This window comes from Catenulispora sp. GP43, from assembly GCF_041260665.1.
GTDB lineage: Bacteria > Actinomycetota > Actinomycetes > Streptomycetales > Catenulisporaceae > Catenulispora.
Map to the genome: position 1 here is coordinate 187,883 of NZ_JBGCCT010000013.1, position 13,533 is coordinate 201,415.

General features: G+C 68.4%; 8 protein-coding genes. 5 read left to right on the forward strand and 3 right to left on the reverse strand.

The genetic code is table 11. The features are described 5' to 3' along the window. Positions 1-153: 153 nt before the first annotated feature. The gene (locus tag ABH926_RS26220; protein WP_370368415.1) at positions 154-4,341 is read right to left on the reverse strand and encodes a beta-galactosidase; all 4,188 of its coding nucleotides are present in this window, start codon (positions 4,339-4,341) and stop codon (positions 154-156) included. A gap of 250 nt (positions 4,342-4,591) precedes the next feature. Here ABH926_RS26220 and ABH926_RS26225 point away from each other — a divergent pair, with 250 nt between their 5' ends. After that, the gene (locus tag ABH926_RS26225; protein WP_370368417.1) at positions 4,592-5,989 is read left to right on the forward strand and encodes a condensation domain-containing protein; all 1,398 of its coding nucleotides are present in this window, start codon (positions 4,592-4,594) and stop codon (positions 5,987-5,989) included. Here ABH926_RS26225 and ABH926_RS26230 read toward each other — a convergent pair. Next, positions 5,961-6,935, reverse strand: coding sequence for a LacI family DNA-binding transcriptional regulator (locus ABH926_RS26230; RefSeq protein ID WP_370368418.1), 975 nt, complete (start codon positions 6,933-6,935; stop codon positions 5,961-5,963). The two genes, ABH926_RS26225 and ABH926_RS26230, sit on opposite strands and share 29 nt — an antisense overlap. 117 nt (positions 6,936-7,052) lie before the next feature. Between ABH926_RS26230 and ABH926_RS26235 the strand changes: the two genes are divergently transcribed. From ABH926_RS26235 to ABH926_RS26245, 3 genes are all read left to right on the forward strand, one after another. Then, entirely contained in the window at positions 7,053-8,252 is a 1,200-nt protein-coding gene (locus ABH926_RS26235; RefSeq protein WP_370368419.1) for a Gfo/Idh/MocA family protein, read from the forward strand. Positions 8,253-8,361: 109 nt separating this feature from the next. Further along, positions 8,362-9,042 (forward strand): dihydrofolate reductase family protein, encoded by a 681-nt coding sequence (locus tag ABH926_RS26240; protein WP_370368421.1) that lies wholly within the window; start codon positions 8,362-8,364, stop codon positions 9,040-9,042. A gap of 257 nt (positions 9,043-9,299) precedes the next feature. Then, positions 9,300-11,513 (forward strand): RICIN domain-containing protein, encoded by a 2,214-nt coding sequence (locus ABH926_RS26245; RefSeq protein WP_370368422.1) that lies wholly within the window; start codon positions 9,300-9,302, stop codon positions 11,511-11,513. A gap of 383 nt (positions 11,514-11,896) precedes the next feature. Here ABH926_RS26245 and ABH926_RS26250 read toward each other — a convergent pair whose 3' ends face one another. Beyond that, positions 11,897-12,670, reverse strand: a complete 774-nt coding sequence (locus tag ABH926_RS26250) for a class I SAM-dependent methyltransferase (RefSeq protein WP_370368424.1) — start codon at positions 12,668-12,670, stop codon at positions 11,897-11,899. A gap of 83 nt (positions 12,671-12,753) precedes the next feature. Between ABH926_RS26250 and ABH926_RS26255 the strand changes: the two genes are divergently transcribed. Further along, on the forward strand, positions 12,754-13,500 hold the full coding sequence (locus ABH926_RS26255; RefSeq protein WP_370368425.1) for an HAD family hydrolase: 747 nt from the start codon (positions 12,754-12,756) through the stop codon (positions 13,498-13,500). Positions 13,501-13,533 lie beyond the last annotated feature (33 nt).

The following is a 13,533-nucleotide window of genomic DNA, read 5'->3' on the forward strand; positions in this document are numbered from 1 at the left end:
GTCAGCGCTGTCCCGACAACATCTGGCAGGGCGCCGGCACTCTCGCCGCCTACGCGCAGCGGCTCGTCGCGGCGACCGCCGTGGGGCTTCTGGTGGGACTAGAAGGCCGGTGGCCTCCCGCAGGCGGGAGGCCACCGGGTTCTCCGTGCGACCTTATGTGCAGGAGATCTGCGCCCCCGCCCAATCGCCGTGGTCGTTCCCGTTGCCGTCCCCGCCGTCCCCGACCACCAGGTCGAGGACCTGGGCCCCGGTGACGTCAGCGGTCAGGCTGGTCGCCGCCTGGTGCCCGCGGATGACCGGCGTGCTGGTCAGGGTCTTCCCGTCGGCGAGCACGCTGAAGGTGACGCTGCCGCCGCCCTTCGTCTCGTCGTCCACGCCGACCGAGGTGGTGAAGGTGGTGCAGTGGCCGCCGAGGTACACCTTCACGTCGCTGGGCGAGTTCGTTCCGAGGCCCTTGGCCCAGGTCACGCCGTTGATGGTGATCGTGTGTCCGTCGCCGGCCGCCTGCTCGCCGTTGCTCATGTCGCGTTCGACCGGTCCCCAGCCGTTGGTGGCGGAGATGAACGGCAGATCGCTGACGTAGTCCTGGCCCGTCTTGGGCGGCACGTAGTAGCCGACGACCCGTTCGTCCTTCGCCGTGCCGGGTTTGCCGCGCTGGGTGTAGCCGACCGTCGCGGTGAGCGCGCCGGCCGCGGGCTGGCTGCCCGACGACGGCTGCACGGTCCAGGTGACCGTCGCCGATTGCCCCTCCTTCAGGGAGCTGATCGAGGCCGGGCTGGGGGCGCTCGCCGTCCAGCCCGCCGGAAGGCTCAGCGCGGGGGTGAGGCCGGTCGCGCGTCCGTGTCCGGCCGGGACCGAGACGGTCGCGGTGGCGGTGAAGGGCGTCGCGGCCTGCGCGGTGTCGGGGACCTGGAGGCTCACGTCCACGCCCGGCGCCGCGGGCATCGCGTACGTGGCCTTGGTGTAGCGCGGGCTGTCGACCGGGTTCACGGCGAGCGAGGACGCGTAGCTGCCGTAGTCGGTCAGCGAGACCGTCCCGAGGCCGCCGGTGCTGCCGTCCAGGTTCCACACCGCGATCGCGATCGTGTTGTTCCCGTCGGTCTTCAGGATCCCGTTGGAGATCGGGAAGCTGTGCTGCGGGCCGAGGTAGTTGACGTAGTTGCCGACCATCCAGCCGTTGACGTAGATCTCCGCGCGGTACTGCTTCGACGGGTCGTCGGCGATGGTCAGCCCCAGGGAAGTGTCCTGGCCCTTCGGCAGGTTCAGGTTCACGTTCGTGCGGTACCAGGCGACGCCCGGCGTGGTGTGCGCGGTGTCGTGCGCCGGCAGGCTCACCGGCTTCCAGGCCGTGTCGTCGAAGCCCGGTAGCGACCAGCCGGCGCGCTCCCCGTACAGGCCGCCGGTGGACAGCGGACCGCGCACCGGGTCGATCTCCTGCTCGCCGCCGCGGACACCCTGCAGCCGCCAGGTCACCGAGGTCAGCGGGGAGCCCAGGAGCGAGGCGCTGGTCAGGCCGCGGGCGGAGGTGTTGTTGTTGGAGGAGTTGTAGTCCTCCTCGTGGCCCATGTTCACGGTCAGCACCGAGATGATGTTGTCCCCGCTCTGCTTCAGCGACCCGGCCGGGAACGTGAAGTCACCGCTGCCGTTGGTGGAGCTGCCGAGGAACGTCCCGTTCAGCCAGACCGAGAACGCCTGCGCGCCGCCTCCTGAATCAGAGACCAGATGGATGCCGGTGGCGCCGGGGGAGTAGCGGAACCTGCCGCGGTACCACGTGCTGCCGGTGTGGAAGCCGTAGTCGTCGGCGTAGAGGACCGGCAGCGAGCCGATACCGGTGGCGCTGTAGGTGCTCGTCTTGTCAGCCACCGGCCAGGTGGAGTCGTCGAAGCCCGGCTGTGCCTCCGGCGACTCGGCCTGGTACTTCCAGTCGGTGAGCGCCGGCAGGGTGATCGCGGCAGCGGTGGATATCGTGCCGACCAGGCTTCCGGTGGAGGAGGCCTTGGCGTGCACGGCATGCCCGTTCCAGGTCACCGACTTCGCCGAGGTGAACACCTCGATACCGGGGTCGGTGCCGTTGTCGCCGGTCAGGTTCAGGACCTTGCCGCCATCGGTGCCGGCAGCGGTCCGCAGCAGGTGGGTCCCGCGCACGAGAACCGGACCTGTGGCGGTGTTCTGCGTCCAGAAGGTCTCGGCGGTCGGCTTGTCGGCGAGCAGGAGCAGCAGCGGCCGTGAGCCGCCTCCGGTGATGCTCACCCGGGTCAGGCCGGAGTGCTTGTAGTTCAGCCGCAGGTCGCCGCTGGCGGCGTCCCAGGTGACCTTGACCGCGCCGTCGGTGCTCTGGACCGTCGGCCGGCTCGGGTACCGCAGCACCGTCTCGCCGTCGGTGCCCTGGTCGTTGTAGAGCACGGCGATGTCGCGGCCGCCGATGGTCTGCGTAGTCATCAGCTGTGAGGTCGAGTACTGCAACTGCGAGTCGCCGAGCTTGGTGTCCGCCACGAGCAGGTCCGACTCGCGCCCGTTGAGGGTGATCGCGGTGCTGGGCTCCTGGGGGACGGTCGGATAAGTGGGGCCGGCCCCACTTCCGGCCGGCGGCAGGTCGATGGCGTCCACGGAGACGAAGTTGTCCGTCGAGCCGGAGGCGTGGGTGCCGTCGACGACGATCTTCAGCGTGTGCGGCCCCGCGGCCAGACCGCCGGCCTTATAGAGCACAGCCTGGCTCTGGCTGCCGGAGCAGTCGACAGTGGCCTGCTTCACGCCGTCGAGGTAGACGTCGGCGTAGCCGTGGTTGTTGGTCTTCGACCCGATCCACCGGATCGCCGTGCCGGTGAACGGGACGGTCAGCGAGTCGCCGGCGGTGTTGGAGAACGACTCGGTGTTCTTGAAGTCGCTGCCGGTGTAGCTCTGGTTGGCGACGTGCGACCACGAGCCGGTGTACTGCAACGCCGGGTCGGTGTCGTCGTAGGTGTAGTTCCCGGCGGGAAGCGCGTTGAAGTCGATGGCGATGTGCGTGTTGTCCACCGCGGTCGAGGTCGAGTCCGAGTGCCGCAGCACGTGGAACTGGGAACCGGTGTCGGGGTTGCGCCGCGCGGTGTCCACGACGGCGTTGTCGTCCGGCGCGGTGGTCTGGATCGGGTCGGTCTTGGTCAGATCCGGCATCGAGGCGAGGGCGTCGCCGATCAGCTTGTCCTCGTAGTACTTCGGATCGAGCTGCCGGGTCTCCCGGATCGCCGCGCCGTAGTCGTACGACGTGTAGTTCTCCGGCTCGCCCAGCCAGCCCCAGTTGGTGCCACCGTAGGTCATGTAGAAGCTTTGGGCGGTCGCGCCCACGGCTATGTTGTTCTTGTAGAACACGTCAGCGAACTGATCGTTGATCAGCTGGGCGCACTTGTCGTAGCCCGGGCCGCCCCACGGGTCGAAGGCACCGCCCTGGAACTCCGGCGTGTACAGCGGCTTGCCGGCCGGGTGGTCGTAGCTGATGTCGGGAACGCCGTTCCACGAGCTCGGGTTCGAGCAGTCGAAGCCCTGGGGGTAGGAGTCGGGGCCGTCGACGTCCAGGGCGCCGGTCCCGCTGGTGAACGTCCCGTTGTTGTTGCCGGTCAGCGGCACGGTGATGCCGTCGGCGCGCGCCTTGTCCTCCAGATGCTGCATGTAGGCGCGGCTGTCCGTGGAACCGTTGTAGTACTCGTTCTCGACCTGGTACGCGATCACCGTGCCGGTGCCGTTGGTGAGCTGGTGCCGGGCCAGGATCGCGTCGATCTGGGTGAGCCACTGGTCGGCGTAGGACAGGAACGCCGGGTCGTCGGTGCGGTTCTTCACGTTCTTCGTGCCCAGCCAGGCCGGCAGGCCGCCGCCGTCGACCTCGGCGTTGATGTACGGCGCGGGCCGGGCGATCACGTACAGGCCCGCCTGCTGCGCCATGTCCAGCAGCTCGTCCACGTTCCGCACGCCGGTGAAGTCGTACACCCCCGGCGCCGGAGAGTGGTATCCCCAGTCGAAGTACAACGACGTGGTGTTGAACCCGGCCGCCTTCATCTTCTGGAAGATGTCCAGCCAAAGGCTGGGGCTCGGCAGGCGGAAGTAGTGGAACTCGCCGGACCACAGGTACGTGCGCTTGCCGTCGACGAGGAAGGAGTAGCCGTCGTACGTGACCGTGTGAGGAGTCGCCGTGGCGGCTGGTGGCGTCGCCGTCGACGCCGTTGACGCCGGCGTGACGCCTCTGCTCTGCGTCGGGCTCGCGTGCGCGCCACCGACGGAGCCGATCATCAGCGCGATGGCGGCGCCCGCCGCCGCCAGCGTCCTGCGAGTGCGGCGAAGCCGCAGGGGACTGTGTATCCGAGGATTCATACGACGTTCCCGCCCACGAAGTGCCGATCTGAGCAAAGCTGATGAATTATGTGACTGCGTGTTCCCTAGTGTTGGGTATGTATAGTCCGCGCGCGCCCCGCTGTCCAGAGCACTGCCGCCTGACACAGAGTGTTGACGTCCCGACCAGCCTTGTCCGACGATGAATCCCGTTCGCACGAAGGTTCAAGCACCCTTCGAGCAGGCTTCAAGCACGTTCGGGCAACGCTGAAAAGAATCGATGGTGCAGCTGGTGGCAGACCGCATTCTGGTGCCCTTCTCGGGTGACGGTTCGGGCGAGTGCGAGGTGACCTGGGGGCAGCGCAACATCCTGCGCATGATGCAGCTCGCGGGGGAGGCCGTGATGATCGGCGGTACGGTGCCCCTGGAGGAGGGGACGACCGTCGAGCACATCGTCCACCTGCTGGCGTTCATCGTGGAGCGGAACCAGTCGCTGCGGACCCGCTACCGGATCCGCGAGGACGGCGAGCCGATGCAGGTGCTGTCCTCCTCCGGCGAGGTGGCCCTGGACATCGTCGACATCGGACCCGACGAGGACGCCGCCGAGGCCGCCGAGAAGGTCCGCGCCGGGTACGAGCACGGGCCGTTCGACATCGAGACGGACTGGCCGGTGAAGATGGCCGTCATCCGCCGCGGCGAGGAACTGCTCTACTTCGCCGCGATGTACCCGCACATCGCCATCGACGGGCTCGGATTCGAGGCGCTCGTCGGCGACCTTGCGAACCTGGACCGGGAGACCGGCGAGCACCTGGCCCCGCGCGAGGGCATGCAGCCCTTCGACCTGGCCCGACAGCAGCAGACCGCCACCGCCCTGCGCCAGAGCGCCGCCTCGGTCGCGTACTGGGAGAAGATGGTGCGGCAGGTGTCGGGCAGCCGCTTCGACACCGAGTACGAGCCGTGCGATCCCCAGTGGTGGGACCTGGTCTTCGACTCCAAGGCCATGTACCTCGCCGCGACCTGCATCGCCGCCCGCACCGGCGCCAACACCGGCTCGATCCTGCTTGCCGCCCACGCCGTGGGCCTGGCCAAGGTCTCCGGCAAGAGCCCCAGCGCCATCCGGACATTCGTCAGCAACCGCTTCCGGCCGGGCCTGCGCGAGACGGTCACCCCGCTGCTCGCCTCCTGCCTGTGCGTGATCGACGTCGCCGACACCGACTTCGACACCGTCGCCCTGCAGGCTTGGCAGGCTCAGCTGAAGGCCGGCAAGTTCGCCTACTTCGACCCGCGCGACCTGCTGGCGATGTTCGAGCGGGTGGCCGCCGAGCGCGGCGAGGAGGTCGACCTGCTGTGCTACTTCAACGACCTGCGACGCGCCTCCGCCGCGGTCCGGCCCGGGCCGCTGCCCACGCCCGAGGAGATCGAGGCCGCGCTGCCGCTGACCACGCTCACGTGGGGCCCGCACACGGACGTCCCGGACGCGCAGACGTTCATGGAACTCAACCCCGTCCCGGACACGGTCAACTTCATGCTGCGCGTCGACACCGAGAAGGTGACACCCGAGGAGCAGGAGCTGATCGTCCGGGAGATGGAGCGGATCCTCGTCGCGGCCGCGTTCGACCCCGCCTGCCCGACCGGGATCTCCGCGGGCGCGGCGCTCTCGGCTAGCGGGGCGCCGGCGCAGGCCCAGTAGACGCCCGGGGGACCAGGCGCGTCCCGACCACGACGTGCCTGGTCTCCCGCCGCGCGACGGCATCGAGCAGCAGCTCCAACGCGCCCGCGGCCAGCTCCTCCGGATCGATGCGCACGCTGGTCAGCGCCGGGGTGCACACCGCCGCCAGCAGCGTGTCGTCGATGCCGACCAGGCTCACATCCGCCGGCACCCGCACCCCCAGCGCGGTGAACTGCTGAAGCGTGCCGAGCGCCACCAGGTCGTTGTGCGCCAGCACCGCCGTCGCGCCGCCGGTGGCTACGAGCGTGGCCGCGTGGACGCCGGACTCGAACCGCGCCTCGTACGGGCCCAGTTCCACGACCGTCAGCCCCAGCCCGCGGAAGATCTCGGCGAGCAGCTTGTCCCGCTCGAACCCGGGACGGCTGGCGTCGATGAGCGCGCAGCGGCGGTGGCCGAGCGCGTAGAGCAGCTCGCCGGCCTGCCGGACGCCCGCGGTCAGGTCGATGCGCAGGCTGCTGATGCCCGGCACCTCCCGGTTCACCAACACCAGCGGCGTCTGCGCGGCGATCTCGACCAGGCGCTCGTCGGACAGCCCCGAGGCCCACAGCAGCAGCCCGTCCACACGGTTGGCGACGGCCGCGATGGCCTCCAGCTCCGCGCTCTCGCGGTCGTCGCAGTCAGCGACCAGCGTGGTGTAGCCGAGGGTGCGGGCCCGCTGTTGCAGGGCCTTGAAGATCGGCGGATAGAACGGGTTGGTGATGTCCGGGACGATCATGCCGAGCGTCGCCGTGGTGCCGGCCCGCAGTGAGCGCGCCGAGGGGTTGGGGGAGTAGCCCAGCTCGGCGCAGACCTCCAGGATCCGGTCCCGGGTCTCGGCGCGCACCTGGTCCGGCGCGGTGAAGGCGCGGGAGACCGTGGACGTCGAGACGCCGACGAGCTTGGCCACCTCGTTGATCGTCACCGCCATGCGGCCCAGCGTAGTCAATCGTTCTCAGACGCGGCAACCAGCGGGGCCCTGGTGCGCCGTCCGGGTTCTCGCTACATTTGCGGGAACGATTGCGGGAACGTTTGCAGAGGAGTCGCAGTGGCCATCACCATCGGCATCGTCGGCGCCGGTCAGTTCTCCGGCCAGTTCGCCAAGCTGTGGCAGCTCCATCCCGGCGTCGGCGACGTGTTCGTCACCGACCTGCTGCCGGAGCGGGCCGAACGCCTCACCGCCGAATACGGACTCGCCGGCACGCTGCCGTCCTTCGAGGCGATGCTCGCCTCCGACGTCGACGCCGTAGCGATCTTCACCCAGCGCTGGACGCACGGCGCCCTGGTCGTTCAGGCACTGCGCGCGGGCAAGCACGTTTACTCCGCGGTGCCCATGGCCGTCACCCACGAGGAGATCGCCGCCATCATCGAGGAGGTCCGCCACACCGGGCTGACGTACATGATGGGGGAGACCAGCCACTACAACCCGGCCACCGTGCACGCCCGGGACCTGGTCGCCAAGGACGCCTTCGGCAGGCTCTTCTACGCCGAGGGCGACTACGTGCACGACATGGACCTCGGGTTCTACGACGCCTACAAGTACAGCGGCGGCGAGAACTGGAAGGCCACCGCCAGCTACCCGCCGCTGCTCTACCCGACCCACGCCCTGGGCGGCATCCTCGGCGCGTGGCAGACGCACGCGGTGAGCGTGTCCGCGATCGGGGTCGCCGACGACCGCGGCGACGGCGTGTTCGACAAGGACGTGAGCATGTTCGCCAACGACTTCTCGAACGCCACCGCCCTGTTCGAGGCCGCCGGCGGCGGCAGCTTCCGCACCAACGAGTTCCGCCGCGTCGGCTACCCCTCGCGCATCCGCGAGTCCCGCTTCCGGTTCTTCGGGACGCAGGGCAGCCTGGAACAGCTGGCGACGGTGAGCCTGTGGCAGGACCGTGAGGGCGTCACCGACATCAGCGACCACCTCCAGCCGCGTCCCACGCTGCCGCCGGACGACCCGTCGTTGCAGCACGTCGCCCCGGCCCTGCGGGACGCCTTCACCTCCGGCTCGGCGCCGGTGCACGACCGCGGCCGGCTGCCGAAGGAGTTCGCGAACGCCGCCAACGGCCACGAGGGCAGCCACCACTTCCTGGCCGACGACTTCGTCGCCGCGGTGACCGACGGCACCCTGCCGCCGGTGAACGCGTGGGTCGCGGCGCGGTACACGCTGCCGGGGATCATCGCGCACGAATCCGCGCTGAACGGCGGCATCCGGCTGGCGATCCCGGACTTCGGCGACGCCCCGGGGACCTGAGCTGGAGATCTGATCTGGAGCCTGATCTGGAGCCTGATCTGGGGGAGAATCGACCCAATTCGGCGCGTCCTACCCATTACAGGCGCGCCCGACCCCCATGATAGCGATCATGACTGCGCGCGATCATGACTCCACGGTGTTCTTCAGCGTCTCGATGTCCCTGGACGGCTACAGCGCGCCGGTGTCGATGGACGCCCTTCTCGCCACCCCCGAGCAGCGGAAGCAGGACCCGCGGCTGGACGAGTGGATGGGGCAGTGGATGGAGCTGCAGGGGTGGCTCTTCCCGCTGCGCTTCTTCCGGGAGAACCTCACCCTGGGCCAGGGCGGCGAGGAAGGGCTCGACAACGACATCGCCCGGCAGACCTTCGAGCGCACCGGCTCGAGCGTCATGGGCAAGCGCATGTTCGACCTCGGCGAAGCATCCTGGCCGGACGACCCGCCGTTCCACACCCCGGTGTTCGTGCTCACCCACGAGAAGCGCGACCCCTGGGAGCGCGAGGGCGGCACGACCTTCCACTTCGTCAACGACGGCATCGAAAGCGCGCTGAAGCAGGCGCGCGACGCTGCGGGGGAGCGCGATGTGCGTATCGCCGGCGGTAGCGATGCGATTGTGCAGTATCTCAACGCCGGGCTGGTCGACGAGTTCTCGATCGCGGTGTCGCCGGTGCTGTTCGGTGCCGGGACGCGGTTGTTCGACAACGTGGACGCCTCCAAGGTCGCGATCGAGCCGGTGCGTTCGGAGGCTTCCTCGCGCGTGACACATCTGACATATACGGTGCGGCAGCGGTAGTCCACGCACACGATGGTCGAGGCCGGTCGCGGGTACTACCCGCGACCGGCCTCACTTGTTCCCGTCTGTATCCACCGGCAGATCTGGCTCCACCGGCAGACCCGTGGTCGGCGCCCGAAATCTCATGCTCATCTCATCTTGACGCCTAACGGTCGGATCCGTTTACTCCAGTCGTAGAAGTTTGATACCCCCTGTTCGGTTGCTTGTCTTCCTGTTTGATTCCCGGTCCCGTTTCACCGTCCATCAGGGAGCACGTCATGCACACCGCCCCACTCGCACGTCCCGGCCCGCGCCGCGTCCTCGCCTTGTTCGTGGCGGCGCTCCTCGCCCTGTTCTGCGTCAACAGCCAACAGCCCAAGGCCTACGCGCAGAGCAACGGCGCGGCGACCACGCCGTTGATGGGCTGGAGCAGCTGGTCGTTCCTGCGCAACGCCCCGACCGAGGCGAAGATGAAGGCCCAGGCCCAGGCGATGTCGTCCTCGGGTCTGGTCGCCGCCGGCTACAAGTACGTCAACCTCGACGACTTCTGGTACCTCGACCCCGCCAGCACCGTCGACTCCTACGGCCGGTGGGTCACCGACACCGGCAAGTTCCCGGACGGCATGGCGAATCTGGGCTCGTACATCCACTCCCTCGGCGAGAAGTTCGGGATGTACCTGACGCCCGGGATCCCGGTCGCCGCCTACAACCAGAACACGCCGATCCAGGGCACCTCGTTCCACGCCAGGGACATCGTCTCCAACACCAGCAGCACCGAGACGAACTACAACTTCGGCGGCGGCCGCATGTACTACATCGACTACGCCAAGAACCCGACCGCCGCGCAGGCGTTCCTGAACTCCTGGGCCGACGCGCTCGCCGGCTACGGCATCGACTACCTGAAGATCGACGGCGTCAGCCCGAACGACGGGGACAGCGAGGCCGTCGCCGACGTGCAGCACTGGTCGCAGGCGCTCAACCAGTCGGGCCGCACCATCCACCTGGAGCTGTCCAACTCGCTGACCACCGCCGACGCCGCCTCCTGGCAGCAGTACGCCAACGGCTGGCGCATCGACGGCGACGTCGAGTGCTACTGCGGCTCGAACTCCTCCTTCCCGCTCACCGACTGGAACAACGTCAGCGCGCGGTTCAACGACGTGCAGCCGTGGATCGGCACCGGCACCACCGGCGGTTGGAACGACCTGGACTCCGTCGAGGTCGGCAACGGATCCAACGACGGACTCACCTACGACGAGCGCAAGACGCAGCTGACGCTGTGGGCGATCGAGAACTCCAACCTGACGCTCGGGGTGGACCTGACCAACCTGGACTCGACCGACGTCGGGCTGTTGACCAACAGCGAAGTACTGGCCGTGGACCAGTCCGGGCACCCGGCGCGCGCGGTCGACCGCACCACGCAGCTCCAGGCGTGGTACGCGGCGAACGGCGACGGCAGCTACACCGTGGCGCTGTTCAACCTGTCGGGCTCGGCCGCCACGGTCTCCGTCAACTGGCAGGACATCGGCTTCACCGGTTCCTCCGCGACGGTGCACGACGACTGGTCGCACACCGACCTCGGCACGTTCGCCACCGGCTACGGCGTCTCGCTGCCCTCGCACGGGGCGACGCTGCTGAAGGTGGTCCCGACCAGCGCGGTCAACTACACGGCGCTGTCGTACAACATCGTCAACACGAACAGCGGCATGAACCTGGCCACCTCGGGCAGCGCGATCGTGCAGCAGAGCGCTGACAACGCCCTGGACCAGGAGTGGCAGCTGGTCCCGGTCGGCGACGGCAGCTTCAAGGTGCTCAACCGCACCAGCCACCTCCAGCTGGCGATCCCCTCGACCAGCCAGGGCGCACAGCTGACGCAGAAGACCGACGACAACGCCACCGACGCGCAATGGCGGTTCGTCCCGACCGGCAGCGGCTCCTACACGCTGAAGTCCTCTGGGGACGGCCTGCTGGCCGACGTCTCCCGCAACTCGACGGCGGCCGGCGCACAGGTGATCCAGTGGCCGTCCAACAACGGCGCCAACCAGAAGTGGACCCTGGTCCCGGTTCCCGACGCGAACCAGGGCTACCGGGTCGAGAACCTGCTGACCGGTGGCCGGCTGGATGTGAACAACGACTCCACCGCCGACGGCGCCACGCTGCTGCAGTGGTCCGACAACGGCCAGGCCGACCAGCGGTGGACCTTCGTCCGGCAGAGCAGCGGCGCGTACACGATCGTCAACACGAACAGCAGCAAGCTGGTCAACATCCCCGGTCCGACGACCACCGCGGCGACGCAGCTGATCCAGTACGCCGACGACGGGAACAGCAACTCGCGCTGGACGCTGGTCGATGACGGTCCGGGGGTGATCGGGCTGAAGAGCGTGTACGACGGCCAGATGATCGATGTCTCCGGAGGTAGCACCAATACCGGGACAGCGGTGATTCAGTACACGGCCAACGGCGGTCAGAACCAGGAGTGGGTGCTGACGCCGTGAGGTGAGTTGTTGAGTGGTTCAGCGAGCCCCGACCGTGTTCACACGGTCGGGGCTCGCCTTTGCTTACTAGTCAACAGATAACAGGCCCCAATCCTCTGCCCATATCTCGGTCACCACCACCAGCCACACAACCTTGTAAGGAGCCGCCTTCGGCGGCACTCTCCTAAAAGACAGGCCTTTTCGATCATGGGGGAGTAGGGGTGGCGATCGTCCGAGCCGGATCAGTGCCGCGATGAGGACGAGGCTGCCGCGGTAGGCGCTGGATCGAAGTTCGGTGGTCGCTCGCCGTCGCCGGCAAGAACGATCGCCACGACCGCCGGGCCGGTGTCCGAACACGACGGCATAGGCCTGTGGGGCCGGCTGAACATCCACCGCTCCAAGACTCAGCAATCAGCGGTGAGGCCGGAATCTCTTCGCCGTGCGATAAGCGCGAAGGCGTTCGGCAGCCGTCCTCCCCATGCCGCCGCCGCGACGCCGTCCGGTCGCCAGAAGGGTTCGGCATACTCTGCTACGTGCAGCAACTCCAGGCCGGCGGAGAGCACCGCGTTGATGACCTCTGCCAGGGTGGCCTGGTACTCCACCGCTCCATGCGCGGGAAACGTGTCGTTGACGTGCGAGCGTTCGAAGTAGCCGCGGTCAGGTCGAATCCGGGGCTCGTCCTCGTCCCAAGTCCACAAGGGCACCGCCGGATGGGCCTCGTAGACGAACAGATGCCCTGCGGGCCGCAGCAGGCGGGCGACATCAGCAGCCCATGCCCGCAGGTCCGGCAGCCAGATCAACGCCCCCTTGCCGGTGTAGACGAGATCCGCGCACGCGTCGCGCAGCGGCGCACCCGGCAGTTCTGCGACCACGTAGCGGCAGGCCACCCCCAACTCGTCCGCTCGCTGTTGCGCCGCTGTCACCGCCACCTGGCTGAAATCCACACCGACGACCGAGCAGGCGCCGGCATCGATCAGGGCGATGTCATCCAGGCCGTGGCCGCTCTGCAGATGCACGACAACAGGCGAGTGCGCCAGGATGGGGCCCAGCAAGTCCAGCTCGTCCGCGAACAGCGAACACTCATTCCTGGCCTGGGCCAGCAGTTCCCGGTATTCCCGGACGTGCTTCTCCGATGCCGCCTCCCACGCAGTCCGGTTCCGCCGGCTATCGGGTTCCATGCGCCTACTGTTTCGCCTTGCCGCGGCCATGTCCACGCGGTTTCCCGCCGCGGCGAACCGACTGATCTCGCTACTGTCGTGACATGAAACTGCCGGCCTCAGCAGAGGTTCTCCTCGGCGATCCCGCCGTCGTGGGCGGAACGTTCCCGTCGGCATGGGCCGGCGTGGTCTTCGTCGACATCGACGGGACCCTCGTACCCGCCCCCGGATCCGCAGTCCACGTGGCCAGATACCTGGGCACCGAGGAGGAGATGACCAAAGCCGAGGCGGCCTACGCCGCCGGCCTGCTGACCAACCCCGAGGTCGCAGCCGTGGACGCCCTGGCGTGGGCGGGCCACACCGAACAGGACATCGACGACTGGCTGACCGGGCTACCGCTCGTCGACGGCATCGCCGAGACCGTCGGGTGGTGCCGCGCGCACCGCCTGCTGCCGGTGCTGGCCACGTTGGCCTGGCAGCCGATCGGGAAGCACCTCGGGCAGAGGTTCGGATTCGCGGCCTACTGCGGACCAGAACTCGAGACCGTCGACGGGACGTTCACCGGCCGGGTGCTGGCAGCCTTCGACGAGTTCGGCAAACGCGACTTCGCGCTGGGCTACGCGGCGGAACTCGGCCTCGGGCCGGACCGGTGCGCCGCCATCGGCGACAGCCGATCGGACCTGCCGCTGTTCGACGAAGTCGGCCTCAGCATCGCCTTCAACGCCGATCAGCAGGCCCGAGCCAGAGCCTCGACGATCGTCGACGACGAGGACCTGCGCGCCGTGATACCGACTCTGGCGGACTGGCAGCGGCCCGACAACACCAGCACTGATCGACAGGACAGGCCCTAGTCGGTCAGTGTGGCGTATCGGTGTGGCGTGGAG

What these genes read in the sequence shown, in the direction of transcription:
- ABH926_RS26220 (WP_370368415.1), bottom strand. Translation starts at nt 4,341, where the DNA reads ATGAATCCTCGGATACACAGTCCCCTGCGGCTTCGCCGCACTCGCAGG.
- ABH926_RS26230 (WP_370368418.1), bottom strand. Translation starts at nt 6,935, where the DNA reads ATGGCGGTGACGATCAACGAGGTGGCCAAGCTCGTCGGCGTCTCGACG.
- ABH926_RS26240 (WP_370368421.1), top strand. Translation starts at nt 8,362, where the DNA reads ATGACTGCGCGCGATCATGACTCCACGGTGTTCTTCAGCGTCTCGATG.
- ABH926_RS26245 (WP_370368422.1), top strand. Translation starts at nt 9,300, where the DNA reads ATGCACACCGCCCCACTCGCACGTCCCGGCCCGCGCCGCGTCCTCGCC.
- ABH926_RS26250 (WP_370368424.1), bottom strand. Translation starts at nt 12,670, where the DNA reads ATGGAACCCGATAGCCGGCGGAACCGGACTGCGTGGGAGGCGGCATCG.
- ABH926_RS26255 (WP_370368425.1), top strand. Translation starts at nt 12,754, where the DNA reads ATGAAACTGCCGGCCTCAGCAGAGGTTCTCCTCGGCGATCCCGCCGTC.